This is a genomic window from Curtobacterium sp. MCLR17_058 (genome assembly GCF_003234705.2).
GTDB lineage: Bacteria > Actinomycetota > Actinomycetes > Actinomycetales > Microbacteriaceae > Curtobacterium > Curtobacterium flaccumfaciens.
The window spans coordinates 2,503,515-2,530,486 of the sequence record NZ_CP126262.1 but is presented as its reverse complement, the minus strand read 5'-3'; the positions used below and the strand labels follow the sequence as shown (position 1 = coordinate 2,530,486).

At 72.3% G+C, this 26,972-nt stretch carries 23 protein-coding genes; 11 read left to right on the top strand and 12 right to left on the bottom strand.

Features of this window, described 5'->3' with window-relative positions:
- Positions 1-39: 39 nt before the first annotated feature.
- Both DEJ11_RS11910 and DEJ11_RS11905 read left to right on the top strand, forming a co-directional pair.
- A complete protein-coding gene (locus DEJ11_RS11910; protein ID WP_181440810.1) occupies positions 40-1,911 on the top strand; it encodes an ArnT family glycosyltransferase in 1,872 nt (623 codons plus the stop codon).
- Positions 1,912-2,021: 110 nt separating this feature from the next.
- The gene (locus tag DEJ11_RS11905) at positions 2,022-3,053 is read left to right on the top strand and encodes a lysylphosphatidylglycerol synthase domain-containing protein (RefSeq protein WP_111029461.1); all 1,032 of its coding nucleotides are present in this window, start codon (positions 2,022-2,024) and stop codon (positions 3,051-3,053) included.
- 292 nt (positions 3,054-3,345) lie between these two features.
- Here the strand turns inward: DEJ11_RS11905 and DEJ11_RS11900 are convergent, their stop codons facing one another.
- Entirely contained in the window at positions 3,346-4,902 is a 1,557-nt protein-coding gene (locus DEJ11_RS11900; protein ID WP_111103267.1) for a DUF2142 domain-containing protein, read from the bottom strand.
- 15 nt (positions 4,903-4,917) lie between these two features.
- Positions 4,918-5,406 carry a GtrA family protein gene (locus DEJ11_RS11895; protein WP_071406423.1) on the bottom strand — a complete coding sequence of 163 codons (489 nt, stop codon included), beginning with the start codon at positions 5,404-5,406 and terminating at the stop codon, positions 4,918-4,920.
- A 113-nt stretch (positions 5,407-5,519) separates the two neighbouring features.
- On the opposite strand from DEJ11_RS11895, the gene DEJ11_RS11890 reads away from it, so the two are divergent.
- The 6 genes from DEJ11_RS11890 to DEJ11_RS11865 all read left to right on the top strand — a co-directional run bounded on the left by DEJ11_RS11890 (position 5,520) and on the right by DEJ11_RS11865 (position 11,545).
- Positions 5,520-6,656: a 5-(carboxyamino)imidazole ribonucleotide synthase gene (locus DEJ11_RS11890; RefSeq protein ID WP_111022330.1), complete on the top strand. Its 1,137-nt coding sequence runs from the start codon at positions 5,520-5,522 to the stop codon at positions 6,654-6,656.
- Between the two features lie 222 nt (positions 6,657-6,878).
- On the top strand, positions 6,879-8,534 hold the full coding sequence (locus DEJ11_RS11885) for a glycoside hydrolase family 6 protein (RefSeq protein ID WP_111103269.1): 1,656 nt from the start codon (positions 6,879-6,881) through the stop codon (positions 8,532-8,534).
- 73 nt (positions 8,535-8,607) lie between these two features.
- Positions 8,608-9,705, top strand: coding sequence for a glycosyltransferase (locus tag DEJ11_RS11880; RefSeq protein ID WP_111103270.1), 1,098 nt, complete (start codon positions 8,608-8,610; stop codon positions 9,703-9,705).
- 9 nt (positions 9,706-9,714) lie between these two features.
- Complete coding sequence (gene purE, locus DEJ11_RS11875) at positions 9,715-10,227, top strand: 5-(carboxyamino)imidazole ribonucleotide mutase (RefSeq protein WP_206647624.1); 513 nt, start codon at positions 9,715-9,717, stop codon at positions 10,225-10,227.
- 40 nt (positions 10,228-10,267) lie between these two features.
- Positions 10,268-10,540, top strand: a complete 273-nt coding sequence (locus DEJ11_RS11870; protein WP_111103271.1) for a hypothetical protein — start codon at positions 10,268-10,270, stop codon at positions 10,538-10,540.
- Between the two features lie 237 nt (positions 10,541-10,777).
- On the top strand, positions 10,778-11,545 hold the full coding sequence (locus tag DEJ11_RS11865; RefSeq protein ID WP_111103272.1) for a glycoside hydrolase family 16 protein: 768 nt from the start codon (positions 10,778-10,780) through the stop codon (positions 11,543-11,545).
- 13 nt (positions 11,546-11,558) lie between these two features.
- Here DEJ11_RS11865 and DEJ11_RS11860 read toward each other — a convergent pair whose 3' ends face one another.
- The 6 genes from DEJ11_RS11860 to DEJ11_RS11835 form a co-directional block, all read right to left on the bottom strand.
- Entirely contained in the window at positions 11,559-12,701 is a 1,143-nt protein-coding gene (locus DEJ11_RS11860) for a glycosyltransferase family 4 protein (RefSeq protein WP_111103273.1), read from the bottom strand.
- Between the two features lie 190 nt (positions 12,702-12,891).
- On the bottom strand, positions 12,892-13,743 hold the full coding sequence (gene rfbD / locus DEJ11_RS11855) for a dTDP-4-dehydrorhamnose reductase (protein WP_111103274.1): 852 nt from the start codon (positions 13,741-13,743) through the stop codon (positions 12,892-12,894).
- An 11-nt stretch (positions 13,744-13,754) separates the two neighbouring features.
- Positions 13,755-14,741, bottom strand: coding sequence for a dTDP-glucose 4,6-dehydratase (gene rfbB / locus DEJ11_RS11850; protein WP_071406432.1), 987 nt, complete (start codon positions 14,739-14,741; stop codon positions 13,755-13,757).
- Complete coding sequence (locus tag DEJ11_RS11845; protein ID WP_111103276.1) at positions 14,738-16,378, bottom strand: glycosyltransferase family 39 protein; 1,641 nt, start codon at positions 16,376-16,378, stop codon at positions 14,738-14,740. Before DEJ11_RS11845 ends, rfbB begins: the two co-directional genes overlap by 4 nt.
- The gene (locus DEJ11_RS11840) at positions 16,375-17,934 is read right to left on the bottom strand and encodes an ArnT family glycosyltransferase (protein ID WP_111054485.1); all 1,560 of its coding nucleotides are present in this window, start codon (positions 17,932-17,934) and stop codon (positions 16,375-16,377) included. The genes DEJ11_RS11845 and DEJ11_RS11840 overlap by 4 nt, the downstream gene beginning before the upstream one ends.
- Entirely contained in the window at positions 17,924-18,865 is a 942-nt protein-coding gene (locus tag DEJ11_RS11835; protein WP_111029469.1) for a glycosyltransferase family 2 protein, read from the bottom strand. Before DEJ11_RS11835 ends, DEJ11_RS11840 begins: the two co-directional genes overlap by 11 nt.
- A gap of 98 nt (positions 18,866-18,963) precedes the next feature.
- On the opposite strand from DEJ11_RS11835, the gene DEJ11_RS11830 reads away from it, so the two are divergent.
- From DEJ11_RS11830 to DEJ11_RS11820, 3 genes are all read left to right on the top strand, one after another.
- Positions 18,964-19,572 carry a dTDP-4-dehydrorhamnose 3,5-epimerase family protein gene (locus DEJ11_RS11830; RefSeq protein WP_017888782.1) on the top strand — a complete coding sequence of 203 codons (609 nt, stop codon included), beginning with the start codon at positions 18,964-18,966 and terminating at the stop codon, positions 19,570-19,572.
- A 14-nt stretch (positions 19,573-19,586) separates the two neighbouring features.
- Entirely contained in the window at positions 19,587-20,450 is an 864-nt protein-coding gene (gene rfbA / locus DEJ11_RS11825) for a glucose-1-phosphate thymidylyltransferase RfbA (protein ID WP_111029470.1), read from the top strand.
- Between the two features lie 140 nt (positions 20,451-20,590).
- Positions 20,591-22,294 carry a glycosyltransferase gene (locus DEJ11_RS11820; protein ID WP_146250040.1) on the top strand — a complete coding sequence of 568 codons (1,704 nt, stop codon included), beginning with the start codon at positions 20,591-20,593 and terminating at the stop codon, positions 22,292-22,294.
- A 257-nt stretch (positions 22,295-22,551) separates the two neighbouring features.
- Here DEJ11_RS11820 and DEJ11_RS11815 read toward each other — a convergent pair whose 3' ends face one another.
- The 4 genes from DEJ11_RS11815 to DEJ11_RS11800 all read right to left on the bottom strand — a co-directional run bounded on the left by DEJ11_RS11815 (position 22,552) and on the right by DEJ11_RS11800 (position 26,970).
- Positions 22,552-23,406 carry a glycosyltransferase family 2 protein gene (locus DEJ11_RS11815; protein ID WP_071406439.1) on the bottom strand — a complete coding sequence of 285 codons (855 nt, stop codon included), beginning with the start codon at positions 23,404-23,406 and terminating at the stop codon, positions 22,552-22,554.
- A complete protein-coding gene (locus tag DEJ11_RS11810; RefSeq protein WP_220038316.1) occupies positions 23,403-24,572 on the bottom strand; it encodes a glycosyltransferase family 4 protein in 1,170 nt (389 codons plus the stop codon). The genes DEJ11_RS11815 and DEJ11_RS11810 overlap by 4 nt, the downstream gene beginning before the upstream one ends.
- Positions 24,573-24,646: 74 nt before the next feature.
- Positions 24,647-25,822 (bottom strand): glycosyltransferase family 2 protein, encoded by a 1,176-nt coding sequence (locus DEJ11_RS11805; protein ID WP_258367052.1) that lies wholly within the window; start codon positions 25,820-25,822, stop codon positions 24,647-24,649.
- The gene (locus tag DEJ11_RS11800; protein ID WP_111054489.1) at positions 25,741-26,970 is read right to left on the bottom strand and encodes an ABC transporter ATP-binding protein; all 1,230 of its coding nucleotides are present in this window, start codon (positions 26,968-26,970) and stop codon (positions 25,741-25,743) included. The genes DEJ11_RS11805 and DEJ11_RS11800 overlap by 82 nt, the downstream gene beginning before the upstream one ends.
- Positions 26,971-26,972: the final 2 nt, after the last annotated feature.

Here is a 26,972-nt window from a genome sequence, read left to right as displayed (position 1 = left end):
TCCGCCTCGGTGCGGTCCGGCAAGCGAACGGATGTCATGATGAAGCACGTGACCGTGACGACGACCGCAGCACCGCAGAGCACCCACGAGCCCGCACGACGGCGTTCGGGGGCGGGTGCGCGACGGTACCGGCACGTCGTCGCACCCCTGATCCTGGGCGTGCTCGTGGTGATCGGGGTCGCCCTGAGCGCCGCCGTGGCGTACCACAACCGCCTCGGCGTGACGAACGTCGACGGCATCTCCTACATGGGCATCGCGCGCGAGTACGCGAACGGCTGGCTGCCCGACGCGATCAACGCGTACTGGTCGCCGCTGGTCTCGTGGATGATGGCGCCGTTCATCGCCCTCGGGCTCGGCATGCAGACGGCCTTCGCGATCGTGAACTGCTTCGCCGTGGCCGTCGTGCTCGGCATCGGCGGGTGGCTGGTCTGGTCGCAGAACCACCGCATCGTCCCGGCCGTGCTCTTCATGGTCACCGCGATCCCCGCCCTGATGAGCGCCGTGTCGGTGCAGACCCCGGACCTGCTCGTCGTCGCGTGGATCGTCGGGTTCCTCTGGGCGCTCCGGTGGGCCGACCAGGCGCTGCACGGTTCGACGCGTGCGCGGGTCGCCTCCGGCGCGGTGCTCGGCGTCGTGGCCGCGCTCGGGTACTTCACCAAGCTCTTCCTGCTGCCCGTGGCCGTCGGTGCCGTGATCCTCTGGCTGCTGCTGCGCGTCTGGTCCGCCCGTCGCCGCCGTGAGCCCGTCCGGCACTGGTGGACGGCCCCGGTCGCCACGATCGTCGTGTTCGCCGTCGTCATCGCCCCGTGGGTCGGCGCACTGACCCTCAAGTACGGCACGGTGACGCTCGGGTCGTCGCTGTCGGTCAACATCGGTTCGAAGTTCGACGACGGCGGCCGTGCCACGGACTGGCCGTTCCTGCCGGTCCCGCCCAACGACCACGCCTTCTCGCCCAACGAGGACTTCACCCCGTCGGTCTACAAGCAGGGCCCGATGGACAACCCGGACCCCGACGTGGTGCCGCCGCCCACGCAGTCCACCACCGAGGACACCGCGCCGAAGGTGACGAAGGAGTCCGGCATCGCGGCCCGTGCCGGGTACTACCTGCACGAGCGCATGCTCGCCCTGCCGTACTACCTGCAGAAGATCAGCACCTTCGCCCCGTTCGCGGCACCGATCGCCCTGCTCTTCGCGGCGGCACTCGTCATCGGTGTCGTGCGGTTCCGCCGCTACGCGTTCACCTGCATCGTCGCGGCGACGACCCTGGTGTACTTCGTCGGCTACGGCATGATCACGTCGTCGTCGAGCGGCGGTGGCAACGCCCGGTACTACTGGCCGCTGTTCTACCTGACGGCGATGATCGGGGCGCTCATGCTGCCGGCCGTCTGGCGGCTGGTGCGCCGTCGGGGCGTGGTCCGCACGATCGTGGCGTGCGTCGCGATCGCCGTGGTGCCGATCGCCTCGTACACGCAGAACTGGTTCGGGTCCCCGGCGCCGTTCTACCCGTCGGTCAACCGCACCGAGGCGCTGCGGGTGTTCGGGCCGACCGACGTGCCGGAGATCGTCCGGCTCGCCGACCAGATCCGGGCGAGCGGCGCGCTGCCCGAGGACGCCACCGTCATCGGCTCGAACTACCGCTCGCTCTCCTCGCTCGCGTTCCTGACCGACACGCGTGTGTACGGTCGCTCAGGTCAGGGCTACACGTACCACTCGGACGCGATGCGCAACCTGTTCATCGACGAGGGCGTGCAGTACTTCGTGCAGTTCGACCCGGCGACCGCCCCGGCGCGTGACTACTCGGTGGCCGGCAAGCTGGTCGGCACGTACAACGCGACGATCTCGTGCAGCGCCGACCGCTCCACCGACCCGGAGATCCCCTGCCGCGTGCAGATCGTCAAGCTCGCCCGGTGACGCTCGACCGGTGACGTCCCCGGCACCCGCTCCCTGCGGCAGCACCGCAGGGAGCGGCCCGCACCAGCGTCTACCATGACCTGAGCCCGTGACCTGAGCAGGAGACCCGTTTGTCCGCAAGCACCAGCGACACCCCCGCGCCCGAGGGGAAGCGTCCGTCGAAGCGACGACGGTTCCTCGGCAAGGCGATCCCCATCGCCTTCTACGTCCTGCTCGCGGTGTTCCTCGTGCTGTACGTCCGGAGCGTCGACTGGGGACAGCTCGCCGGGCTCGACTGGCAGTGGTCGTGGGTGATCCTCGCGACGGTGATCAGCCTCGGCTTCCGGTACTGGGGCGTCGGCATCTGGTTCTACCTGCTGCGACGGCTCGGTGCGACCGGGCTGAAGGGCAGCGGCGTCACCCTGACCTACGTGTACGCGAAGTCCTGGATGGGCCGCTACATCCCCGGTGCCGCGACCTGGATCATCGGCAAGGTCTACTTCGCCTCGAAGCACGGCGTCTCGAAGGCCCGCCTCGGCGTGAGCGGGCTGCTCGAGGGCGCCCTGCAGATCGCCGCCACGCTGGCCCTGGCGCTCGTGCTGCTGCTCATCGACCCGCGGACGCACAACCTCGACCCGTGGCTGATCGTCCTGATGATCGCGGCGTTCGTGGGCTGCGTCGTCTGCCTGATCCCGCGCGTGTTCGTGTTCCTGATCGGGATCGCGCTGAAGATCCTGCGTCGCAAGCCGCTCGAGGCCGACGTCCGTCCGAACCTCGGCACCGTCCTCGGCGGAGCCGGGCTCTACGTCGCGGGTGCGGTGCTGTCCGGCACGGCGTACTACTTCATCACCCTCGGCGTGTACCCGTCGCTGAAGCTCACCGACGCGGCCTTCGTGATCGGTGCCGCGAGCATGGCCTCGGCGATCAGCATGCTGGCCGTCTTCGCCCCCGGCGGGCTCGGCGTCCGCGAGGGCGTGCAGGCCCTCCTGCTGGCGCTCGTCATGCCGGCGCCCATCGCACTGGTCGTGGTCGTCGTCACCCGTGTCTGGAGCCTCGCGGTCGACGGACTCTTCCTGCTCTGCGCCGCGGCCCCGACGTGGTTCCGGCGCAACCGCCCGACCGACGACCCCTCCGCGGTCGAGGGCGGCGTCCCCGCCGCCTGACGCGCGTCGCGCGCAGCGCTTCGTGAGCAGCAATGGTCGGGTCCGGATGACGGACCCGACCATTCCTGCTCACGGAGTGGGGCACCGGTCGCGCGTGACGAAGGACGGGAGGCCCGTGCCAGCTGGCACCGGGCCTCCCGTCCGTCTCGTGGGTGCGCCCACCGCACGCCGCGCGCCGTCCGCCGAGGGGTCACGAAGTGTCGCCTGCGGCCGCGCCTGCCGACAGTTCGCGACCCCTCGGCGCCGGGCCTGCGGCACGTCGTGCGACCGCGGCGCTCCGCAGCCGGGCGTGTCAGCGGACGGGAACCGTCGTCGACAGGGCCCGGCGGTCGGCGCGCGCGACCTGCACGACCGACGCGACGAGCCCCACCGCGACCAGGGCCACGACGACGACGAGCACCGCGGGCGGCACCGGCCCGATCTCGGAGTACCGCAGCAGCCCGCGGCCCGTCACCGGGAACAGCGCCGCGTTCCAGAACCAGGCCGACGCCACCGCGAAGCCGTACACGCCCACCGCGGGCAGCACGACGGCCAGCGCCACCGCGGCCCAGGATCGTGCCCGCCCGGCCGGCACCAGGCGTCGCCACGCGAGCGCGCTCAGCACGATCAGGCAGACGATCGCGGGGAAGTAGTACCGGCCCTGGGTGGCGGCGACCTCGGTGGTGGTGAGGTACGAGTGCGCGCTCGTGCGGTTCTGGATGCCGATCAGCAGCGCCGGGAACACCGCGAGGCACAGGGCCACCCGCAGGTCCGGGCCGCGGCGGAACGCCCAGCCGACGAGCACCACGAGGGCGACCAGGGTCAGGACGGCGGTGAGCAGGTCGCCGATGGTCACCTGGGCGCGACCGCCGAAGCTGCCCCAGAACGTGCGCGACAGGGTGCCCCAGCTGACGTCGAGGAAGTGCCCGAGCGTGGGGCTCTCGCCCGGCGGGAAGTCCTTCGGGGGCCGCATGGCCGTGTAGCCGTTCGGCTGGATCCGGCCGTACGACACGAGGTTGTGCAGCCACCACCAGGCACCGATGCCTCCGGAGACCGCCATCGTGACGACCGTGCGGACGATCCGTTGCCGCAGGGACAGCACCCCGGCGCCGGCGAACAGCACCACCACCGCGACGAACGGCACCGCCGGCAATCCGGTGCCCTTGATCCAGACCAGGGCCCCGAGGATCACCGCCAGTGCGATCGTGGTGCGCCAGCGGGTGTCACCGGTGAGCAGACGGGTGGCGAGCCAGACGACGATCCCGGCGACGAGCAGCACCGGGGCGTCGTTCGAGAACGACGAGCCGATCGACGCGAGCTCGGGCGTCGCGAACACGGCGAGGGCCCCGATCAACGCGGCGCGGGGGCTGCGGGTCACCCGGCGCACCGACGCCCAGGCGAGCAGGGGGAGCGCGGTGACGGCCAGCACGTCGGCAAGGCGAAGGGCGATGAACGCGTGGTCCCAGCGGAGCTCGCCGAAGTCGACGGCCCGCAGCACGGCGGCTCCGGCCAGGTAGGCGGTCGGCGGGTGCTGGGTCATCTGGTTGACCGTCGCCGAGGGTCCTGGTGCGTTCTGCAGCAGCTCGCTCACCGTCGACCACTCGTCGGACGGCTTCGTCGCCTGTTCGACCTTCGCGGCCTGCACGGCGTTGGTGACGTGCAGCTCGCCGGGGGCCGCCCAGGCGTCACCGAGGGCGACGTGCACGGCAGCGTCGATGTGCGCGGTCTCGTCGGGGGCCTCGAACACCGGGACGAGCAACGCCCACGCCACCAGCCAGAGCCCGAAGGTCGCCGTGATCACCGCGATCGCGACACGTTCCCAGCGCGCGGTGCGGGGTGGGGCGGGGGTGGTGGTCGTCTCGGCCGTCACCCCACCGATCCTAGGTCAGACGTCGTGGGGGACCCGCGGGCCGTCGGACACCGACTCGTCCGCGGCGGCCGGCTGCGTGGCCGTGCGCTCGGGGTGGTAGACCCAGACCTTGTAGAGCCAGAACCGGAAGACCGTGCCGAGCACGAGCCCGATGATGTTCGCGACGTTGTCGGCGAGCACCGAGGTGAGCCCCATCGCGTAGTGCGACACCCCGAGGCAGGCGAGCGCGATGACCATGCCGCCGAGCGACACGACGACGAACTCGATGCCCTCGCGGGTGGCCACGGCGCGACGCTGCTCGCGGAACGTCCAGTACCGGTTGCCCATCCAGTTCACGAAGATCGCCACGACGGTGGAGATGACCTTCGCCCAGAACGGCCCCGAGTGGACGTCCTCGGGGTTCAGGACGGTGATGCGCAGCACGTTGAACACCGTGGTGTCCACGACGAAGCCGACGGCACCGACGACGCCGAAGCGTGCCAGCTGGGCGATGAGGCGCCGCACGAGCCCTCCAGGATCCGTAGAGTTGTGACCGGTCGTGCAGAGCGCGACCCGAACAGCGATTGTAGACAACGCGTTCCCACCGCACGGTGGGAGCGCCGGAAGGATCACACAGCATGGCGTTGCGCGTCGGGGTCATCGGTGGAGGACAGCTGGCACGGATGATGGTGCCGGCCGCGGTCGAACTGGGGATCGACATCCGGGTGCTCGCCGAGGGGCCGGGCATGTCCGCCGCGATCGCCGCCACCGCCGAGGGCGACTACCACGACGCCGCCACGGTGCTCGAGTTCGCCCGACAGGTCGACGTCGTGACCTTCGACCACGAGCACGTGCCGCAGGACGTCCTGCGCAGCCTGGTCGACGCGGGCGTGTCGGTCCACCCCGGACCGGACGCGCTGGCCGTCGCCCAGGACAAGATCACCATGCGTCGCCGGCTGAGCGAACTCGGACTGCCGGTGCCCGACTGGGCCGCCGTGCAGGGACCCGATGACCTCCGAGCATTCCTGGCGGACCACGGTGGCCGTGCCGTCGTCAAGACGCCGCGGGGCGGGTACGACGGCAAGGGCGTCCGGGTCGTCTCCGACGCGTCCGACGTCGACGACTGGTTCATCGCCGTGGCCGAGGCCGGCGGCGACCAGGCCCTCCTGGTCGAGGAGCTCGTCCCCTTCACCCGTGAGCTCGCGCAGTCCGTGGCACGCCGTCCCTCCGGGCAGGTCGTCGCCTGGCCGCTCGTCGAGACCGTGCAGCGCGACGGGGTCTGCGCCGAGGTCATCGCACCGGCCCCGGACAGCGCCGGCCGGATCGCCGACCTGACCGAGTCGATCGCCGTCCGCATCGCGGAGGAACTCGGTGTGACCGGTGTGCTGGCGGTCGAGCTGTTCCAGACCGACGACGAGCGCATCCTCATCAACGAACTCGCGATGCGTCCGCACAACACCGGGCACTGGACCATCGACGGCGCCACCACGAGCCAGTTCGAACAGCACCTGCGCGCCGTCCTCGACCTGCCGCTCGGAGCAACCGGCTCGTTCGCCCCCGCGTCGGTCATGGTCAACGTGCTCGGCGGACCCGCGGACGGCGACCTCGCCGCCCGGTACCCCGCAGCGCTCGAGGCCTTCCCCGAGGCGAAGTACCACTTCTACGGCAAGGCGCCCCGGCCCGGCCGGAAGATCGGGCACGTCACGGTGCTCGGCGACGACGTCGACGACGTCGTCTACCGCGCCCGCGCGGCCGCGGCGCACTTCGACGACTGAGCCGGTGTCCGCGACACCGGGTGGCGTCCTCGACGTGACCCGCTGACGGACGGGAGGCCCGTGGCGACGCCGCCACGGGCCTCCCGTCCGTCACGGGTGCGGGACACACTTGTCGGCCGCTCTGCGGACACCCCCTCGGGTGGCACCCGCTCGGGAGGCTGGCGGGAGCCGGGAGCGCGTGTTCCCCTGGTACAGTCCGCGCCCACCGTCCAGGGAGTCCCCATGCGCCGCCGTCCGCGTCGTGCCGCCGTCTGCGGTGCAGCCATCGCCCTCGTCGCAGCCGTCGCCGGCCTGCTGCCGACCGCGACCGCGTCCGCAGCGACCTCGGCCTCGACCATCCGCTCGGCCACGTCCGCGTCGCTCTACGGCGCCGGGCCGTACCGGTCGCCGACGAGCGAGGCCGCGAAGGCGCAGGCCGCCCTGGCCGCCACCGACCCGGCCGGGGCCGCGGCGGCGAAGACCATCGCCGGGTACCCCGTCGCGACCTGGCTCGGCGACTGGAGCCAGGGGACGCAGCTGACCAAGACCATCAGCACCGCCCTCACCGGTGCCGAACAGTCCGGCACCACCCCCGTGTTCGTGCTCTACGCGATCCCCGACCGTGACTGCGGCGGGTACTCCGCCGGCGGCTTCGACGAGGGGTCCTACGACGCCTGGGTCGACCAGGTCACCGCGGCGCTGGCGGGCCACCGCGCAGCCGTCATCGTCGAACCGGACTCGCTCGCGATGCTCAGCAACGCCAAGTGCAGCACCGCGCTCGACGAGCAGCGCTACCGGATCCTGTCCCGCACCGTCGCCGGGCTGACCGCCGCCGGGGTCCCCGCCTACCTGGACGCCGGCAACTCGAACTGGGTGCAGCCCGCGCTGATGGCGTCGCGGCTGAACAGCGCGGGCGTCCAGCAGGCCCGCGGGTTCTTCACCAACGTCGCGAACTACTACCCGACCGCCCAGGAGCAGGCGTACGCGCAGAAGGTGTCCGCCGCCACCGGGGGCTCGCACTACGTCATCGACACCTCGCGCAACGGGCAGGGCTGGCGCGGCACCTGGTGCAACGGGCCGGGGGCCGGGCTCGGCACCTCGCCCCGGGTGGTGTCCGACGGCACGGCGCTCGACGCCCTGCTGTGGGTCAAGACCCCCGGCGCGAGCGACGGCACCTGCAACGGGGCCCCGGCCGCCGGCAAGTGGTTCTCGACCTACGCACAGGCCCTCGTCGCGAACGCACGCCTGGGTGTGCCCGCCGCCGACCTGACCCCCCGTGGCACGCTCGAGGCCGTCGCCGGCACCGGCGGCGGCGTCCGCGTGTCCGGGTGGGCCTACGACGAGGACGACCCCACGCAGCCCGTGCGGGTCCGTGCCACCGTCGACGGCGTCTCGGCCGGCGTCACGACCGCCGGGCTCGACCGTCCGGACGTCGACGCACGCTCCGGGGTCGGCGCGACCCACGGCTTCGACGTCGTGGTGCCCACCGCGGCCGGCGCTCGCCGCGTCTGCGTCACCGCGGTGAACATCGGCGCGGGGTCGGACACCCCGCTCGGCTGCTCGACCGTCCGCGCCTACCGGCACGACCCGTACGCCGAACTGGAGTCCGCGAAGGCCGTGACCCGTGGCATCGCGGTGCGCGGCTGGGCGTTCGACGGCGACGCGGTGGCCTCGGCGAGCCGGGTGGCGATCACCGTCGACGGCAAGCGGGTGACGTCGCTGGACGCCGGTCGGAAGCGCGCCGACGTGGACGCGACCTGGGGCTCCGGTGGGTCGCACGGCTTCGCGGGCACCGTCCGGGCTGCGGCCGGCAAGCACACCGTCTGCGCGATCGTCCACAACACCGGGAGCGGAGCGGACCGCAGGGCGTCGCCGTGCCGGACGGTGACGGTGCGCTGAGGGGGCGTCCGCCGTGCGGCGTTCGCCGTGCGGCGTTCGTCGCACGGTGCGCGGCGTGCGAGAGGATGGGCGCATGCCGCGTGATCTCGTCCGCCGGGCCGCCGGACGCCTGCGCCGCGCCGTCGCAGGTGCCCCGCCACAGCCGGCGCCCCTGCCCGTCCTCGGGTACGTCGTCGCGGGCGGTGGCGGCGCCCACCCGGCCTCGGCACACGTCCGTGTCGTCCGCCGCACCGAGCACCTGGCCGCGAGCGGCACCGCCGAGGTACGCCAGGTGGACCCGGCGGCGTTCGTCGACGGCTCCGACCAGGCGCCCTACGCCGCACTCCTGGTGCAGCGGGACATCCTTCCCCGTGCCGACGTGCAGCCCTTCCTGGCAGCAGCCGCCTCCCGGGGCATCCGCGTCGTGGCCGAGGTCGACGACGACTTCTTCACCGAGTCCGGACGCGCCCGCTTGGCCCGCGCCGAGTACGACCCCGACCGGCTCGCCTCGATCGACGCCCTGGTGCGCGGTGCCGACACCGTCGTCGTGAGCACGCCCGAACTCGCCGACGTGGTCCGTCCGGTGGCGCGGGACGTCGTCGTCGTGCCGAACGCCCTCGACCCGACGATCTGGACTGCCGGCCCCACCGCGGACGACGACGAGCGGCCCGCGGGGGAGCACCGGGTGCTGTACATGGGCACGCTCACCCACGCCGCCGACCTCGAGCTCCTGCGTGACGTCTTCGCCGACCTCACCACCGCCGACGGCACCCCGATCCGGCTCGAGGTCATCGGGGTGACCGACGAGGGCGGTGCCGACTGGTTCCGCCGGGTCGAGGTGCCCGACGGGCACTACCCGGCGTTCTCCCGATGGCTCGTGGCGCACCGGGAGCGCTGGCGGGCGGGCGTCGCACCGCTCCGTGACGAGGAGTTCAACCGCGCGAAGAGCGACCTGAAGTTCCTCGAGTACACCGCGCTCGGGCTGCCCGCCGTGGTGTCCGACCGTCCCTCCTACGCCGTCGCACGGGCCCACGGGGCCGTGGCCGTGCCGGACGACGTCCATGCGTGGCGGGACGCCGTCCGGACCGCCGTCGACCGTGGCCGGACGGACGAGGCGGCGGCCCGCTGGGTCGCCGGCGACCGCACGATCGGCCGTGACGGCGACACCTGGCGACGCGTGCTGCTCGGCTAGGCTCGTCGCGTGACCGACACCGCCGCACCCGCACAGCCGCTCGTCTCGATCATCATGGGGTCGGACTCCGACTGGCCGACCATGCGTGCCGCGGCGGACATCCTCACCGAACTCGGGATCCCGTTCGAGGCGGACGTCGTGTCGGCGCACCGCACCCCGGACAAGATGACCCGCTTCGCCCGCGGCGCCGCAGCTCGTGGCATCCGCGTCGTGATCGCCGGGGCCGGCGGAGCGGCACACCTGCCGGGCATGGTGGCCTCGATGACGACGCTCCCGGTGATCGGTGTCCCGGTGCAGCTCGCGCGTCTCGACGGCCTCGACTCGCTGCTCTCGATCGTGCAGATGCCGGCGGGGATCCCGGTCGCGACGATGGCGATCAACGGTGCTGCCAACGCCGGTCTGCTGGCCGCGCGCATCATCGGTTCCTCGGAGCCGGCCGTCGCCGCTCGCCTGACCGAGTACGCCGACGGGCTCGAGCGACTGGTCGAGGAGAAGGCGGCGCGCCTCCGCGACTCGCTCTGAGGCCGCCGCTGCGGGGTCCGAGCCGCGCTACGGTAGCGGGATGCGCCATGCCGTCCTCGTCCTCGTCCTCTCCGCGGTCGCCGTGGTCGCCGCGGTGGTCTGCGCGGTCGCTGCGGGCGCGGCCGGTCCGGTGAACCCCGTGGCGGGGTGGTTCCGCGGCGCGGGCCCGGACGTCGTGGCGACGAAGTCGCAGTTCGACTCGTGGTTCGCGGCGCTCCACGTCGCCGAGGCCGCAGCGGTCGTCGCCGTCCTCGCCGTGGTGGCCGCCGTCGTGGTCGCCGTCGTCGCTCGACGCCGTCGCGCACGGCCCTGACCCCACCACCCGACGTCGGCGCGCAGCTGATCCGACCGATGCCGACGCCACGCCACGCGCACTGACCAGGACTTCTTGCCCGACGGCTGATCCTCGCGCAAGCCCCGTGTACTGGGGGTGCGCTGAAGTGTCAACCCCCAGGCGCAGATTGTGGACAGCAACTACCGTAAACGCCGGGCAGTCGAGATCCGATGGCCCGGCACCCACGGGAACGGGTGCGAACAGTCACGTCAGGGAGTGACCGACCTCATGCAGAAGCGCACCACCAGGAGGGCCGCACTCGCCGTCGTGCTCCTCGGAGCAGCACTCGTCGCCGGACCGCTCGGTCAGGGGACCGCAGCGACCGCTAGCTCGGCACCGCTCGGCGACGTCGGGAACTTCAAGCAGACCTTCCGCGAGCAGTTCAGCACCGCGGCCAGTGCGAAGGGCGCCTTCGCCAAGAAGTACGCCAACTCGTGGCAGCCGTACCCGGACGGGACCGGCGGCATGTACTACTCGGGCTCGCAGATCAGCTCGCACAACGGGTACATGGACGTCAAGCTCGACGGCAAGCACGGCGCCGCCGGCACCTTCGGCACGCCGACGGGAGCCTGGGGCCACAAGGGCGGCAAGTTCATCGTCCGCGCCAAGGCCACGGGCGGTGCCAGCAACGGCGCGGCCTTCATGCTCTGGCCGTCGTCCGACCGCTGGGCCGACGGGGAGATCGACTACCCCGAGGCCAACTTCGACCAGCAGCCGATGCTGCACCACCACTCGATGATCGCGGGCCAGGAGGCCAACGCGACGAGCCTGAGCACCGGCGTCTCGTGGCGTTCGTGGCACACGTACTCCATCGAGTGGGTGCCCGGGAAGTCCGTGCGGTACCGCCTCGACGGCAAGGTGATCAAGACGATCACGACCCACGTGCCGAAGACCGCGCACCGCTACATGTTCCAGGTGGGCGACTGGGGCGATGCGGGGCACCTGTACATCGACTGGGTCAGCACCTACACGTACAAGGGCTGACGCGCTCCGGCCGTCAGAGGTCGGCGTGCAGCTGCCAGGTCTCCGCGGCGGAGTCGGACCAGTCGTACATGCGTGCACGGTCCGGCCCCGCCACGGCCAGCCGGCTGGACAGTTGCGGGTCGTTCACGACCTGGTAGACGGCCTGTGCAATCCGTGCGGGGTAGGACTCCCGCGGTGACCGGGCGACGGTGACGCCGGCGTCCGACGCGACCTCTGCCACGGCGGGGTCGTCGGAGTGGATCACCGGGGTGCCGAAGCTCATCGCCTCGATCACGGGCAGGCCGAAGCCCTCGGCGAGGCTGGGGAACACGAACACCGTCGCACGGTCGTAGACCACCGCGAGGTCCGCGTCGTCGATGCGGCCGAGGACCTTCACCCGGTCGCGCGACAGGCCCGCGCGCTCCGCGGTGCCGTACACGTCGACGTCGCCCCAGCCGTCCGGGCCGGAGATGACGAGGGGCACGTCGCCGGGGGCATCCGGGTGGGCCATCGCCTCGATCAGGGACGCCAGGGCCTTGCGCGGCTCGAGCGTGCCGACCGCGAGCACGTAGCGGTCCGGCAGGCCGAGGCGCTCGGCGCGCAGGTCGGCGTCGACGGGCAGGCGGAGGCGTCCGCTCGGGGCACCGCCGATCACGCGGAGCCGGTCGTCGAACCGGTGGATCTCGTTCAGCGCCCCCGCCACGGCGTGGGTCGGCACCACGACGGCGTCGGCGTGCTTCCACGCCCGCTTCACCATCGCCTTGTGGAAGTGGACGCCGCGCGGCGTGAGGGTCTCGGGGTTGGTCCACGGCACCACGTCGTGCACGGTCACCACGGTCTGCCGGCCCGGGTCCTGGAAACGGTCGTGCTTGACCAGTGGTGCGAGCACGCTCGGCGCGTGCACCATGCCCTTCGCGATGCCGCCCACGAACCCGCCCTGCCAGGCGAGCGACAGCTCACGACGTGGCAGCGGCAGTCGCTGCAGGTCGGACAGTCCGGGCAGGAGCGTGCGCAGGTGCGCCATCTCGTCGGACCCGACGGCGGAGACCACACCCGCGACCTCGCAGCCGCTCGGCGCGTGCTCGACGAGGTGTCGCGCGAGCTCCTCGGCGTAGCGCCCGATGCCGCCCGGCACGGGCGCGACGATCTGGTCGACGATGACGTGGAGGGTGGTCATGGTGCTGTGCTCCTCGTCGTGGTTCGTGGACCCGTGGTCAGGGGGCCGAGGGCCGGCCCCGCGCTCGGCTGCCCGACACTACCAGGGTGGTCCCGGCGCCCCCTGGGCGCGGTCGGTGGTCGGACAGGAGGCGCGGGTCGGGTCCGCGGTGTGCGGAACCCGACCCGCGCCTCCCGGTCGAGAGCCGTGCCTACGCGGTCAGCGCACCCGCCGCGACCGCAGCGTGCAACGCGTCGCGCCAGTCGCGCATCGGCGCGAGTCCGGCACGCGACCAGCCGTCGTGGCCGAGCACGCTGTACGCCGGGCGCGGCGCCGGCCGGACGAAGGCGGCGCTGTCGGTGCGCAGCACGCGCTCCGGGTCGAGCCCGAGTTCGCGGTAGATGGCCTGCGTGAAGTCGAACCAGGAACCCTGGCCGGCGTTCGTCCCGTGGTAGATGCCCGCGGGGGCGTCCCCATCGACGAGCTCGACGATCCGCGCGGCGAGGTCGCCCGTCCACGTCGGCTGGCCGACCTGGTCGGTGACGACGCTGACGGTGTCGTGCGACCCCGCGAGCCGGAGCATCGTCGCAGCGAAGTTCGGCCCGTGCGCGCCGTAGATCCACGCGGTGCGGACGACGTACGAGGTGTCCGGGGCGATCGCGCGCACGTACGCCTCGCCGGCGGCCTTGGTGCGGCCGTAGGCGTTGATCGGGTCGGTCGGGGCGTCCTCGGCGTAGGGCGCGGTGCCGTTGCCGTCGAAGACGTAGTCGGTCGACACGGTGACGAGCTTCGCGCCGTGACGGACCGCGGCCTCGGCCAGGAGCTTCGGCCCCGTCGCGTTGACCGCGTGGGCGTCGTCCTCGTGGTCTTCCGCGTCGTCGACCTTCGTGTAGGCGGCCGAGTTGATCACGACGTCGTGCCCGGCGACGGCGGCGTCCACCGCGGCCGGGTCGGTGATGTCGAGGTCCGCCCGCGACAGCGCGGTAACGTCGCGGCCGGCGAGTGCGGCCTGGAGGTCCTGGCCGAGCATGCCGGCGGCGCCGGTGATGAGGTACCTGGTCACGGTGTGCCGGCTCAGCTCAGGGCCGCACGCTGCTTGAGCGGCTCCCACCAGGCGCGGTTGTCGCGGTACCACTGCACGACGTCGGCCAGGCCCTGCTCGAACGGCACGAGCGGCTCGTAGCCGAGCTCGGCCTGGATCTTCGAGATGTCGACCGAGTAGCGCAGGTCGTGGCCGAGACGGTCGGCGACGCGGTCGACGTACGACCAGTCCTTGCCGGTCGCGTCGAGCAGCAGCTGCGTGAGCTCCTTGTTGGTCAGCTCGGTGCCGCCGCCGATGTTGTAGATCTCACCGGCGCGGCCACGGGTCAGGACCATCGCGATGCCACGGGTGTGGTCGTCGACGTGCAGCCAGTCGCGGATGTTGTTGCCCTCGCCGTACAGCGGCACGTGCACGTCGTCGATGAGGTTGGTGACGAAGAGCGGGATGACCTTCTCGGGGAAGTGGTACGGCCCGTAGTTGTTCGAGCAGCGCGTGATCGAGAGGTTCAGCCCGTGCGTGCGGTGGTAGCTGCGAGCGAGCAGGTCGCTGCCGGCCTTCGACGCCGAGTACGGCGAGTTCGGCTCGAGCGGGCGCTCCTCGTCCCACGAGCCCTCGCTGATGGAGCCGTAGACCTCGTCGGTGGAGACGTGCACGAAGCGCTCGGTGCCGTGGCGGAGCGCGGCGTCGAGCAGGCGCTGGGTGCCCACGACGTTGGTCTCGACGAAGATGCCGGAGTCGCGGACCGAGCGGTCGACGTGGGACTCGGCGGCGAAGTGCACGATGGCGTCGACGGTCGGGACGACCTCGTCGAGCTTCGCGGCGTCGCGGATGTCGCCGTGCACGAAGGTGTAGCGGGGGGAGTCGGCGACCGGGGCGAGGTTCGCTTCGTTGCCGGAGTAGGTCAGTGCGTCGTAGACGACGACCTCGGCGCCCTCGAGGCCGGGGTACGCGTCCTCCAGCGTGCGGCGGACGAAGTTCGAGCCGATGAAGCCGGCTCCTCCGGTGACGAGGATCTTCACGAGTTCTCTTTCCTGACGGTCGGTTCGTGGGTCGGCGGCGATTCTAGCGGGCCGCTGGTGGGGTCGGCGGGCTCGGCGGCTTCGGCGTCGGCGGGCTCGGCGGCTTCGGCGTCGGCGGGCTCGGCGGTGGTGGCGGGTGCTCCCGGCTCGGCGACGGTGCGCCACACCAGGACGACGGTCGCGACGGCGGCGGCCGTGAACACGATGGCGACCAGCAGGATCGCGAACGGCCCGGCGACCGCGCCGCCGGCCATCGCGGAGATCCCGCCGGGCGTGATGCGGAACTGCGTGTTCTCCCACCCGCCGCGGTAGGTCAGGCCGATGCCGTACGTGCCGATCGCGAGCGAACCGACGACCGCCAGCCGGGCCAGGCGTCGGCGGAGCTCCGGACGGACGACGAGGGCGTGCCACGCGACCGCCTGTGCGAGCACGAGCGCGACGACCGCGACGAACAGGAACCGGCCCTGCAGCCCGTTGCCCTGGTGCGTGCCGAGGTAGTTCCGCCAGTTGTAGGCGAGGGTGGCGACGAGGACGACCGTCGGCCAGACGAGCAGGATCGTGGTCACCCGGCGACCCGGAGCCCGGCGGGCGTACGACCACCCGATGACGGCCAGTCCGACGACCGCGAGCGTGTCGATGACCATCGCCGGCAACGGCCACTGGTTCGCACCGAGTGCGCCGAAGAACGAGGCGGTCAGGCCGTCCCACTGGCGCCCGGCGAACGCCCCGGGGTTCGCACCGCCCGCCGGGTACGGCTGCACGGTCGTGACGGCGCGCAGGGCGTCGGTCAGGAGCGTCCCGCTCACGAGCAGCGTCCGCACCCACCACCAGCCGGACACGGCGACGGCAGCGAGGACGACCACGCCGGCGTGCAGGCCCCGGCGGCCCCACGTCCGGCCCGGTGCCAGGGCGGACACGAGGACGACGAACGGGATCGCCAGGAGCCCCAGCGCGTTCAGGGCCGCCAGCCCGGTGACGGCGACGGCGAGCCCGGCGGTGGTCCACCACGAACGGTCGCCGGTCAGCACGCGTGCGCTCAGCCAGACGAGCACCGCGCCGAGCAGGACGACCGGTGCCCACACCGTGACGCCGGAGGTGACCTGCGCCAGCTGCGGGACGGCGAAGAGCAGGACCGGGGCGACGAGTGCGGTGCGGGGCGAGCGGGTCACCCGACGGACCGTCGCCCAGACCAGGACCGGCAGCGCGGTGACGAGCAGCACGTCGAACACGCGGAGCACGAGCACCGAGGTCGCCCAGTCGTGGGAGCCGAACCGGATGACGCGCAGGATCCCGGCGGCCACCAACCAGTAGGTCGGCGGGTTCTGGGACATCGGGTCGATCGCGGGGGAGTCCCCGGGCACCGCCGCCAGCAGCGCGTCGACCGTGGGGCGGTCGACGGCCGGTGCGGGGTGCTCGACGATCTGCCGCACGGCGGCGAGGTAGTGCATCTCGCCGCCGTGCGGCCAGCCGAGTCCGAGCGCGAGGCGGAACGCGGCGTCGACGTGTGCGGGCTCGTCGGGTGCCCCGAAGGCCGGGGTGACCAGGGCGAAGGTCAGCAGGAAGGCGAGCCAGGCCAGCGTCACGGTGCCGAGCAGGACCCACTCGTGCCGGCCGACGAGCGGTCGCGGGGCGCTCACGCGGGGACCTCCGGACGGCGCATGAACCGGACGAGCAGCACGGCGGTGACGGTCAGTGCGACCGCGGCGACGGCGACGAGGGTGAAGTTCGTGCCGGCGGGGACCATGCCGTAGCGGTCGAACCGGCCGACCGCGAACTCGTCGACCCAGAAGGCGGCGTCGCGCCCGAAGGCCCGCAGCGCGTAGACGACGCCGTACAGCGCGATGGCCATCGCCGCGATCGACATCCCGACGGCGAGCCGGGTGGTGCCGGCTGCCGTCACGGTGACCCGGCGCCAGGCGAGGGCGCTCAGGGCGATGAGGGCGATGAGCGTGGGGTAGTAGTAGCGCCCCTGGGTGCCGGCGACGATGGTGCTCCGGACGTACCCGCCCCACCCGCTCTGCAGGTGCAGGGCGATGAGGATCACGGGGAACGACGCCAGCACGATCGCCGGGCGGAGCGACGGGCCGCGGCGGAAGCCCCAGACGACGATGCCGACGAGCGACGCGATGGTCAGCCCGTCGATCAGGACCTGGGCGAGCTGGAACTGGGTGAGACCACCGACGCTGCCCCAGAAGGTGCGGGTGACGCCGTTCCAGTAGTCGCGGAGGAACACCTCGGGGCTGGCGGCGGTGCCGGCCGGGAACGGCATCGGCGGACGTGCGCCGGCCATGCCGTCCGGCTGGATGTCGCGGTACACGAGGATGTTGCGCAGCCACCACCAGCCACCGACGACGGCGGCGAGCCCCAGGGTCCACAGCGTCCGGAGCGCGTTCCGCCAGACGGTCGCCCGGGTGCAGCCCGCGGCCATCACGGCGATGCCCACGAACGGGATCGCGGGGAGCGCGGTGCCCTTGACGAGCAGCATCGCGCCGAGCAGCAGCCCGATCCAGATGGTCGTGCGCACCCGCAGGTCGCCGGTGAGCAGTCGCACCACGAAGTACACGAGCGCCCCGGACAGCGGCAGCATGAGCGCGTCGTTCGTGACCGAGGTGCCGATCGAGGCGACCTCGGGCAGGGCGAACACCGCCGCACCGCCGACCAGGGCGGCCCGTGGTGACCGCGTCAGCCGACGCACGGTGGCCCACGCCAGGAACGGCAGCGGCAGGACGAGCAGGGCGTCGAACAGTCGCAGCACCATGACGGCGAGGTCCCAGCGGAGGTCCTCGAAGTGCACCAGCTGCAGGACCCCGGCGGCCAGGGCGTAGTACGTGGCGGGGTGCTGCGACATCTGGTCGATGCTCGTCGGGTGCACGCCCGGGAACTCGCGGAGCAACTCGCCCCACGTCTGGTTCACGTCGGTCGACTGCCGCATGTTGCTGATCTGGGTGTCGTGCACCGCGTTGAGGTAGTGCATCGCGCCGGGCGCCGGCCAGCCGTCACCGATCGCCAGGTGCAGCACGGCGTCGACGTGGGTCGGCTCGTCCGGGGCCTTGTACGTCGTGGTGACGACGGCCCAGACCGCGAGGACGGCGGCGAAGGCCACCGTCAACGCGATCACGAGGATGCGCTCGCGCCGCCCGACCGCGGGTCGGACGTCGGAGCGCGACACGGCCGGGGCCGTGTCAGTCGCCATACCGCTGCAGTTTCTGCAGGTCGAGCTGCTCCTCGGCCAGCGTGCGGTTGAGGCGGGTGAGGTCGGCCACGACGCCGATGACTATGGAGAGGAGCGCCGTGATGAGCAGGACGACACCGAGGATGATCGACTGCAGGTGGTTGCCGCCGGTCTGCATCGCCAGGAGCACCAGGTAGCGGATGAGCGGCCAGAGCCCGAGCGCACCGAGCACCGCGGCGACCCAGAGGAACAGGGCCATCGGCCGGTACATCAGGTAGACGCGGGCGATCGCCGAGCCGGACTCGAACATGTGCTGGAAGATGTTGTTGAAGAGCCGCGACTCGCGGGTCTTCGGGTTCGTCGTGATCGGCACCGACGCGATCGCCAGGCGCTTGTAGCCGGCCTGCACGATGGTCTCCATGCAGTAGCTGAAGCGCGTCACGATGTTCAGGCGGATGAGCGAGTACTTCGAGTACGCGCGGAACCCGCTGGCCGCGTCGGGCAGGTCGAGCCCGGCAGCGCGGCTGGCGACCCACGAGCCGAAGCGCTGCATGATCTTCTTGAAGCCGGAGAAGTGCTCGATGGTGCGCGTCTGCCGGTCACCGATGACGATCTCGGCCTCCTTACGGAGGATCGGCTGCACGAGCTCGGCGATCTGTGCCTGCGGGTACTGGTTGTCCCCGTCGGTGTTCACGACGATGTCCGCACCGTGCAGCAGCGCGTAGTCGACGCCGTCACGGAACGAACGGGCGAGACCCATGTTCGTGGTGTGGTGGACGAAGTGCTTGACGCCGTGCTCCTTGGCGACCTCGACGGTGCGGTCGGTGCTGCCGTCGTTGATCACCAGGATCTCGATCTCGTCGATGCCGTCGATCTCCCGCGGGATGGAGTCGATGACGCTGGCGAGGGTGTTCTCCTCGTTGAGGCAGGGGATCTGGACGAATAGCTTCACGGGCTCGCTTGGTCTCGTTTCGGGAGTCGCAGCGCGCGGGGCGCGGGGCACAGAACCAGGACAGCCTATGCGAACTCACGGCTTGCTAGGCTTCCCCGGTGCAGATCCGCGAACTGAAGATCCCTGGCGCGTGGGAGTTCACGCCCGTCCAGCACGGCGACGCACGAGGAGCATTCCTCGAGGCGTACCGCGCCGACGTGCTCGAGGAGACCGTCGGTCACCCGCTCGACCTCCGCCAGGTGAACATGTCGATCTCCGCGGCCGGTGTCGCCCGCGGGATCCACTACGCCCTCGTGGCACCGAGCCAGGCGAAGTACGTCACCGCCGTGCGCGGGGCGTTCATCGACTACATCGTCGACATCCGCGTCGGGTCCCCGACGTTCGGCCAGTGGGACTCCGTCCGGATCGACGACGTCGACCGCAAGGCCGTCTACCTGTCCGAGGGGCTCGGCCACGCGATCGTCGCGCTCGAGGACCAGTCGACCGTGAACTACCTGGTCAGCGCGCACTACGACCCCGAGCGTGAGAAGGGGATCACGATCCTCGACCCGACGGTCGGGCTCGACCTGCCCGAGGGCCTCGGCGAGCTGGTGCTGTCCGAGAAGGACACCAGCGCCCCCACCCTCGAGGAAGCCGCGGCACAGGGCCTGCTGCCGACGTACGAGGAGTGCGTCGCGTACACCGAGTCGCTCCGGACGAAGAAGTAAGGGACGGGACACCGATGAAGGGCATCATCCTCGCCGGCGGTTCCGGCACGCGCCTCTGGCCGATCACCAAGGGCATCAGCAAGCAGCTCATGCCGATCTACGACAAGCCGATGGTCTACTACCCCCTGTCGACCCTGATGATGGCGGGCGTCCGAGAGGTGTTGGTCATCACGACGCCGGAGTACAACGACCAGTTCCGGGCCCTGCTCGGTGACGGCTCGGCGCTCGGCATGGAGATCCAGTACGCCGTGCAGCCGTCCCCGGACGGTCTGGCGCAGGCCTTCGTCATCGGCGAGGAGTTCATCGGCGACGACAGCGTCGCCCTCGTCCTCGGCGACAACATCTTCCACGGCACCGGCCTCGGCACGAACCTCCGGAAGAACACCGACGTCCAGGGTGCGACGATCTTCGCCTACCACGTGGCCGACCCGAAGGCGTACGGCGTCGTGGAGTTCGACGACGACTTCACCGCCGTCTCCATCGAGGAGAAGCCGGCCGAGCCGAAGTCGAACTACGCCGTCCCCGGCCTGTACTTCTACGACAACAAGGTCATCGAGATCGCCAAGACGATCGAGCCGAGCGCCCGTGGCGAGCTCGAGATCTCCACGGTCAACGAGCGCTACCTCGAGGCAGGCGAGCTCGGCGTCCAGGTCCTCGACCGCGGCACCGCGTGGCTCGACACCGGCACGTTCGAGTCGATGATGCAGGCGTCGGAGTACGTGAAGGTCATCGAGGACCGTCAGGGCTTCAAGATCGGCTGCATCGAGGAGATCGCCTGGCGGAACGGCTGGATCGACGACGCGCAGCTCGCCGAGCTCGCCGCGCCGCTGGTCAAGGGCGGCTACGGCGTCTACCTGCAGCGACTCCTCGGCGTCTAGCTCCGCACGTGACCCCCGCCCCTGGTTGGTTCGGTCGACGCCGCCGTCCGGAGGCGACGGCCTCCGGCCTCCCCGGCCACCCCGGCCACCCCGGCCAGGAGGCCCGTCCCGCGTCCGTGACGGCGGCGTCCGTCGTTCCCGTGACCGGGTTCCCGGACCCGCTGCCGCGGCTGGACCAGGACGTCACGGTGCTCGTCACGACCCGTTCGGACCGGCACGCCGAGGTCGGCCGGCTCGTGTCGGTCGCCCGTGATGCCTTCGGCCGCGGGGTCGACGTCCGCGCCGTGAGCTACGTGGCGGATGCCTCGCCGGTCGACCCGTTCGGTCGTCGCCTGCCGTGGGTCCGACCGGAACCCGTCGACGGCCTCGGCTCGGCGATCAACGCCGGTGTCGCAGCCGGTGTGGGCCGGACGCTCGTGGTGGTCGACACCTCGGTGTCGGTCGACGTGCCGGCGCTGCACGCGCTGGCGGCGGCGGGCTCGGTCGCGCAGGCCCGGGTCCGGATGCCGGACCGCACGCTCCGCTCCGGTGCCCGGCTGCTGCGCCCCGGTGCCCTGCCGTGGTCGGACGACCGCGCCGACACCGTGACGGGCGTCGACACCGTCTTCGCGGCGGACCAGCCGGTGCTCTCGGTGCCGGGGGCGGCGCTGGTGCCGGCACCGTGCCTCCCGGACGAACGCATGACCCTGACGGCCTGGACCCGCGCGGTCGCCGATGCCCACGGCGGAGCGGTGCGCGTCGTCGGCGAGGCGACCCGCTCGGTCGAGGCCGGCCGCACCGTCGACGCCGCGACCGTCGACGCGTTCACCGCCTGGCGCAACCGCGCGTCCGAGGGCGCCGGTGTCGTCGCCGGACCGCCGCTGCCGCCCTGGGGTGCCCGGCCGGTGGCCTCGGCCGCGCGCCTGACCGGTGGCGACGCCGAACACCTCACCTGGTCGCTCAAGATCGCTGCGCCCGCCGGGCCGGAGGGCGACGGCTGGGGCGACGTGCACTTCGCCGCCGAGCTCGCCGGGGCACTCGAGCGGCTCGGGCAGCGGGTCCGGATCGACCGACGCGACGCCCACGTGCGGGACGACGATGCCTCGGACGACGTCACCCTGGTGATCCGGGGCCTCGACCGGGTGCCGCCGAACCCGGCGTCGGCGAACCTGCTCTGGGTGATCAGCCACCCCGACGACGTCGCCGACACCGAACTGCGGTCGTTCGACGCGGTGTTCGCGGCCGGGCCGGTGTGGGCAGCCGCAGCCGCTGCGCGTGCGGGCGTGCCGGTCCGGACCCTGCTGCAGGCGACCGAGCCGGCGGTGTTCCACCCGGTCGCGCGCACGGCGACGAGTCCCGATGCCGACCACGTGGTGTTCGTCGGCTCGACTCGCGGTGCCGCGCGGCCCATCGTGTCCGACGCGGTCGCGCTCGGTGCCGATCTGCGCGTGCACGGTCCGGGCTGGGACGAGGTCGTCCCCGCGGAGTCGCTCGGCGAACCGTCGCTGACCCGGGCCGAGGTCGCGGCGGCCTACGCCTCGGCGCGTGTGGTGCTCAACGACCACTGGCCCGACATGGCCGCCGGGGGCTTCGTGTCGAACCGGGTGTTCGACGTGCTGGCGTCCGGGGGAGTCGTCGTGACCGACCCGGTGGCCGGGCTGTCCGACGTGCTGGACGTCCCGACGCTCGCGGTCGCGCGCTCCCGCGACGAGTTGGCCGACCTGCTCGAACCGGCGCGCGCGTGGCCGTCGGCTGCCGAGCGGGCCGCCGTGGCCGAGCGCATCGCCGCCGAGCACTCCTTCGACGCCCGCGCTGCCGTACTGCTTGCGGCGGCCCGCGCGTCGCGCACCCGCCTGCACCCCTGACCCGCCGACGCCGTCGCCACCCGCTGCCCGCGTCCCCGCCGCGCGACGCTCCGCACAAGCAAAGTGTGTTCGAGCCGCGCAATCCCGCGGTTCGCGTGCACTTCGGTTGTGCGGAACGCGATCGAACCGGGGCCTCCGAACCCGCGACCGATGTGCGCGCCCCGCTGCGGTCGTTGCGCCCCGAGGAGTCGGGGCGCGATGCCCGCGCGGGGGCGCGACGGCAGACCCCGCGCGCAACGACCCCGACCGAGCGGGAGCTACTTCCGCGTGACCCAGCGGGCGCGGAGCGACAGGCCCGCGTGCAGCACGACGCGCAGGGGCCAGAGCCACCACGCCCGGTACTTCCGCGACAGGAACCGGTAGGCGCTGCGGTGGTGCTCGATCTCCATCCGGCGCCGGTTGGACGACGTCGAGTGGGCTCCGGTGTGGGTGACGACCGCCGAGGGGACGTACACGTTCGCTCGGCCCGACCGACCGACGCGCTGCCCGAGGTCGACGTCCTCGAAGTACATGAAGTACGACTCGTCGAACCCGTCGAGCTCGCGGAAGAGCGACGTCCGGATGAGGAAGCACGCACCGGAGAGCCAGCCGGCCTCGCGCTCGACGACCTTCGTGGTGGACCAGTACCGCTGGCTCCACGGGTTCGCCGGCCAGAACCGCGAGAACGCCGCGTGCCCGAGGCCGGTCCGGAGCGAGGGGAGCTGCCGGGCGGACGGGTAGGTCTCGCCCTGGTCGTCGAGGATCCGGGGGCCGAACGACCCACCCGACGGCAACCGGTCGGCGGCGGCCACGAGTTCGTCGATCGAGCCCTCGCCGAGCACGACGTCGGGGTTCGTCACGAGCAGGAACTCCGGGCGGACGTCCGGCAGCACGTCGTCGAGGGCGCTCAGGGCCGCGTCGATCCCACCGCCGTAGCCGCGGTTGCCACCGGAGGACACCACGACGGCGCCGTAGGACTCACCGATCGCCCGGAGTGCGTCGATGTCGGCCGAACCGTTGTCCGCGATGACGACGGCGACCGGGTCCTTCGAGGCACCGGCGACGCTCGCCAGGAACGGCCGGATGGTCTCGCCGGTGTTGTAGGTGACCGTCAGCACCGCAACCCGGATCACCGCGCACCCCCGGCGACGGACTCGTAGGCCTCGACGTGCACGGCGGCGGTGGCCTCCCAGGTGAACGCGGAGGCCCGCGTCAGCGCCGCCGCACGGTGCGAGGCCACGAGCGCGGGATCGTCCAGCAGCGCCGTCATCGCGGACGCCAGCGCGGTCGCGTCGGGCTCGCTGTAGACGGCCGCGTCACCGCCGACCTCGGGCAGGGACAGCCGCCGGGTGGTCAGGACGCACGCGCCGGAGGCCATCGCCTCGACCACGGGCAGCCCGAAGCCCTCGCCGAGTGACGGGTAGACGACGAACTCGGCACCGCCGAGGAACCCGGCGAGGTCCTCGAGTGGCAGGTAGCCGGCCTCGATGACGTGGTCGGTGGGCTGCAGGGCGTCGAGCCGCGCGATGGCCGACTCGTCCCAGCCTCGGGCCCCGGACAGCACGAGCCACGGGGTCTCCGCACCCGGGTGACCGTCCGACCCGGCAACAGCACGCGCGGCGCGCACCGAGGCGTACGCGTCGAGCAGCGCCGTGACGTTCTTCCGCGGTTCGATGGTGCCGAGGAACGCGATCCACGGGGCACCCTCGGGCAGGGTGGCGGCGATCCGGGCGTCCTCGACCGCGGCGACGTCGGGCTCGTGGAACACCGTGCGGTCGACGCCGAGCGGTGCGACCCGGACGTCGGCGCGGATGCCCCGCACGACCCGGGCGGCCTCGGTCGCGGTCGCGGCGCTCGGCACGATGACGACGGGTCGGGTGCGCAGGGACCGGCGGCTCCACCAGGTGAAGAAGGTGCGCTTCAGGCGCGAGTGCCACTCGGGGTTCGAGAAGAACGTGGCGTCGTGCAGCGTGACGACGGACCCGCCGCGCCAGCTGAACGGGAACGTGTAGTGCGGGGAGTGCAGCACCTGCGCCCCGAGCCGACGGCCGAGCGCCGGCAGCCCGGTCTGCTCCCACAGGAACCGGCGCGGCACCGAGTCGGTCCAGCCCGGCGCCGTGTGCACGGTCGCGTGCGGCGCGACGGCGGCGAAGTGCGGAGCGTGCACGGGGCGGACGACCAGGTGGACGTCGAGCGACGGGTCGGTCAGGTGGGACACGACCCCCTCGACGTAGCGTCCGACGCCGCCGAGGGCCTGCGGTACCGCGGTGCCGTCGACGAGGACGGTGAGCTGCGGCACGCGTGGTTCCTTCCGGGCGGGGACGTCGTGGCCGGGGCCGTCGACGGGGGAGTGTCCAGGATAGCCCGCTGCACTCATGCGCCCGGGTCCACGCTGCGGCGCGGGACGGACGCGCGCCGGGTCTCGCGCAGCCGGCGCGCGAGGTGGACCGGCAGGGTCCCCGCGACGTCCGCGAACGCCGTCAGGACGAGCCGCGCCTCCCGGCGGGTGCGACCGGAGGCCAGCCCGCGCAGGCCGCGCACCAGGGTGCGGACGCTCGCCCGCACGACGGTCGGCCACGGGGCGTGCCAGAGCGCGACGACGATGCGGTTGCGCGCGTTCCGGAAGACGAACAGGTCGCTCTGCACGCCGGACGACGCCGAGTGGTCGTGCTCGACGACCGCGTCGGCCGCGTGCTCGACGCGCCAGCCGCGGCGGCGCAGCCGCCAGGCGAGCTCGGTGTCCTCGTAGTACATGAACAGGGACTCGTCGAGCAGGCCGACGTCGTCCAGCGCCGTTCGGCGGAGCGCGGACGCGCCGCCGGAGAACCCGAAGACGTCGACGTCGGCGACCCGGTCGACGGGCGCGAACCAGTCGCGGTCCATCCCGTTGCCGTCGCGGTCGACACGGACGCCGGTCGAGTTGAGCCGGACCTCGCCGTCCGCCGACGGCGTCCAGCGACGGCCGTCGTGGTCGCGCAGCACGCGCTGGCCGGGGGCGGGCTCCACCCCGGCCGGGAGGCCCGTCCAGCGTCCGGCGAGCACGATCCGGCCCGTCACGGCGGCGACCTCGGGCCCGGCGTGCGCCAGGTGGTCGCGGAGCGCCGCGACGAAGCCCGGTGCGGGCACGGCGTCGTTGTTCAGGAGCACGACGACGTCGGCGTCCGTGTGCCGGATGCCGGTGTTGGCACCGGCCGCGAAGCCGCCGTTGTCGCCGCGTGCGATGACGGTGGCGTCCGGCAGGGCACGGCGGAGCACCGCGACGGAGTCGTCGGACGACCCGTTGTCGACGACGATGACGTCGTCGGGCGTGCCCTCGTCGAGCACGGCGCGGACGGCCGCGGTGGTCAGGTCGGCGCGGTTCCAGTTCACGACGACGACCGCGGTGCGGAGCGTGCCGTCGGCCCGTGGCGCGGAGCCGGCACGGGGCGTGCCGTCGGCGCTGGTCCCGGTGTCGCCGTCGTCCGGGGTCAGTCGAGCTCCTCGATCGAGGGTTCGGCGTAGACCGTGCCCACGGCGTGCTCGAACCCGGGGACCTCGAACGAGTCGCACTCCGGCATGTCGTGCAGGTGGCGCCCGGCGGAGTCCATCATCGACACGTTGATGAAGTACTTGCCGGTGCCGAACGCGGTGTCGGCGATCCGCAGGCGGAGCTTCCGGCGACCGTGCAGCGGCTGCAGTTCGAGGCCCATGATGCCGGTGGTGGTGCCGTAGACGACCTGACCCCCGGCGTTGTTGATCTGGACCGCGGCCTCCCAGTCGGCGATGCCGTCGAGGTGCTCGAACTCCATGTCCACGACGAGGTCGTCGCCGGGCATGACGTCCGCGCGGGGCTCCTTGCCGTCGACGTGCACGCTCGCGCCGATGACCTTGCCCCTGCCGACGGCGACGTCGGTGCTGAGCTCGCCCTGACGGCGTTCCTCGAGCACCTCGCGGAACATGCTCACGGCCTGGACGGGGTCACCGTCGTGCAGCACCTTGCCCTTGTTGAGCAGGACGACGCGGTCGCACATCTCCTGCACCTGGCTGAGGGAGTGCGTGACGATGATGATCGTCTTGCCGGCCTCCTGGAAGGTGCGGATGCGGTCGAGGCACTTGCGCTGGAAGGCCTCGTCACCGACGGCCAGGACCTCGTCGACGAGCAGGACGTCGGGGTCGGTGTGCACGGCGACGGCGAACGCGAGCCGCACGTACATGCCCGATGAGTAGAACTTCACCTGGGTGTCGATGAAGTCCCCGATGCCCGAGAACGCCAGGATGTCGTCGAACTTCTCGTCGGTCTGCTTGCGGCTGAGGCCGAGCAGGCTCGCGTTGAGGTAGACGTTCTCGCGGCCGGACAGGTCGGGGTGGAACCCGGCGCCGAGCTCGAGCAGGGCGGCGAGGCGACCGCGGCGGGACACCGTGCCGGAGGTCGGCTGGATGATGCCGCCGATCGCCTTGAGCAGGGTCGACTTGCCGGAGCCGTTCTGGCCGATGAGCCCGACGGTCGAGCCGGCCTGGATCGACACCGTGACGTCGTCGAGGGCCCAGAAGTCCTGGCGGTGCTTCCGCCCGGCGCGGCCGAGCGTGACGATCCGCTCGCGCAGGGTGTTGTCCTTGCGGACCGTGAAGCGCTTGCGGACGTGGTCGATGACGATGACGTCGGGACGCTCGGCGGTCTCGCCGGCGGTCGACGGGGCGACGGGGGTGCTGATGGCCATGG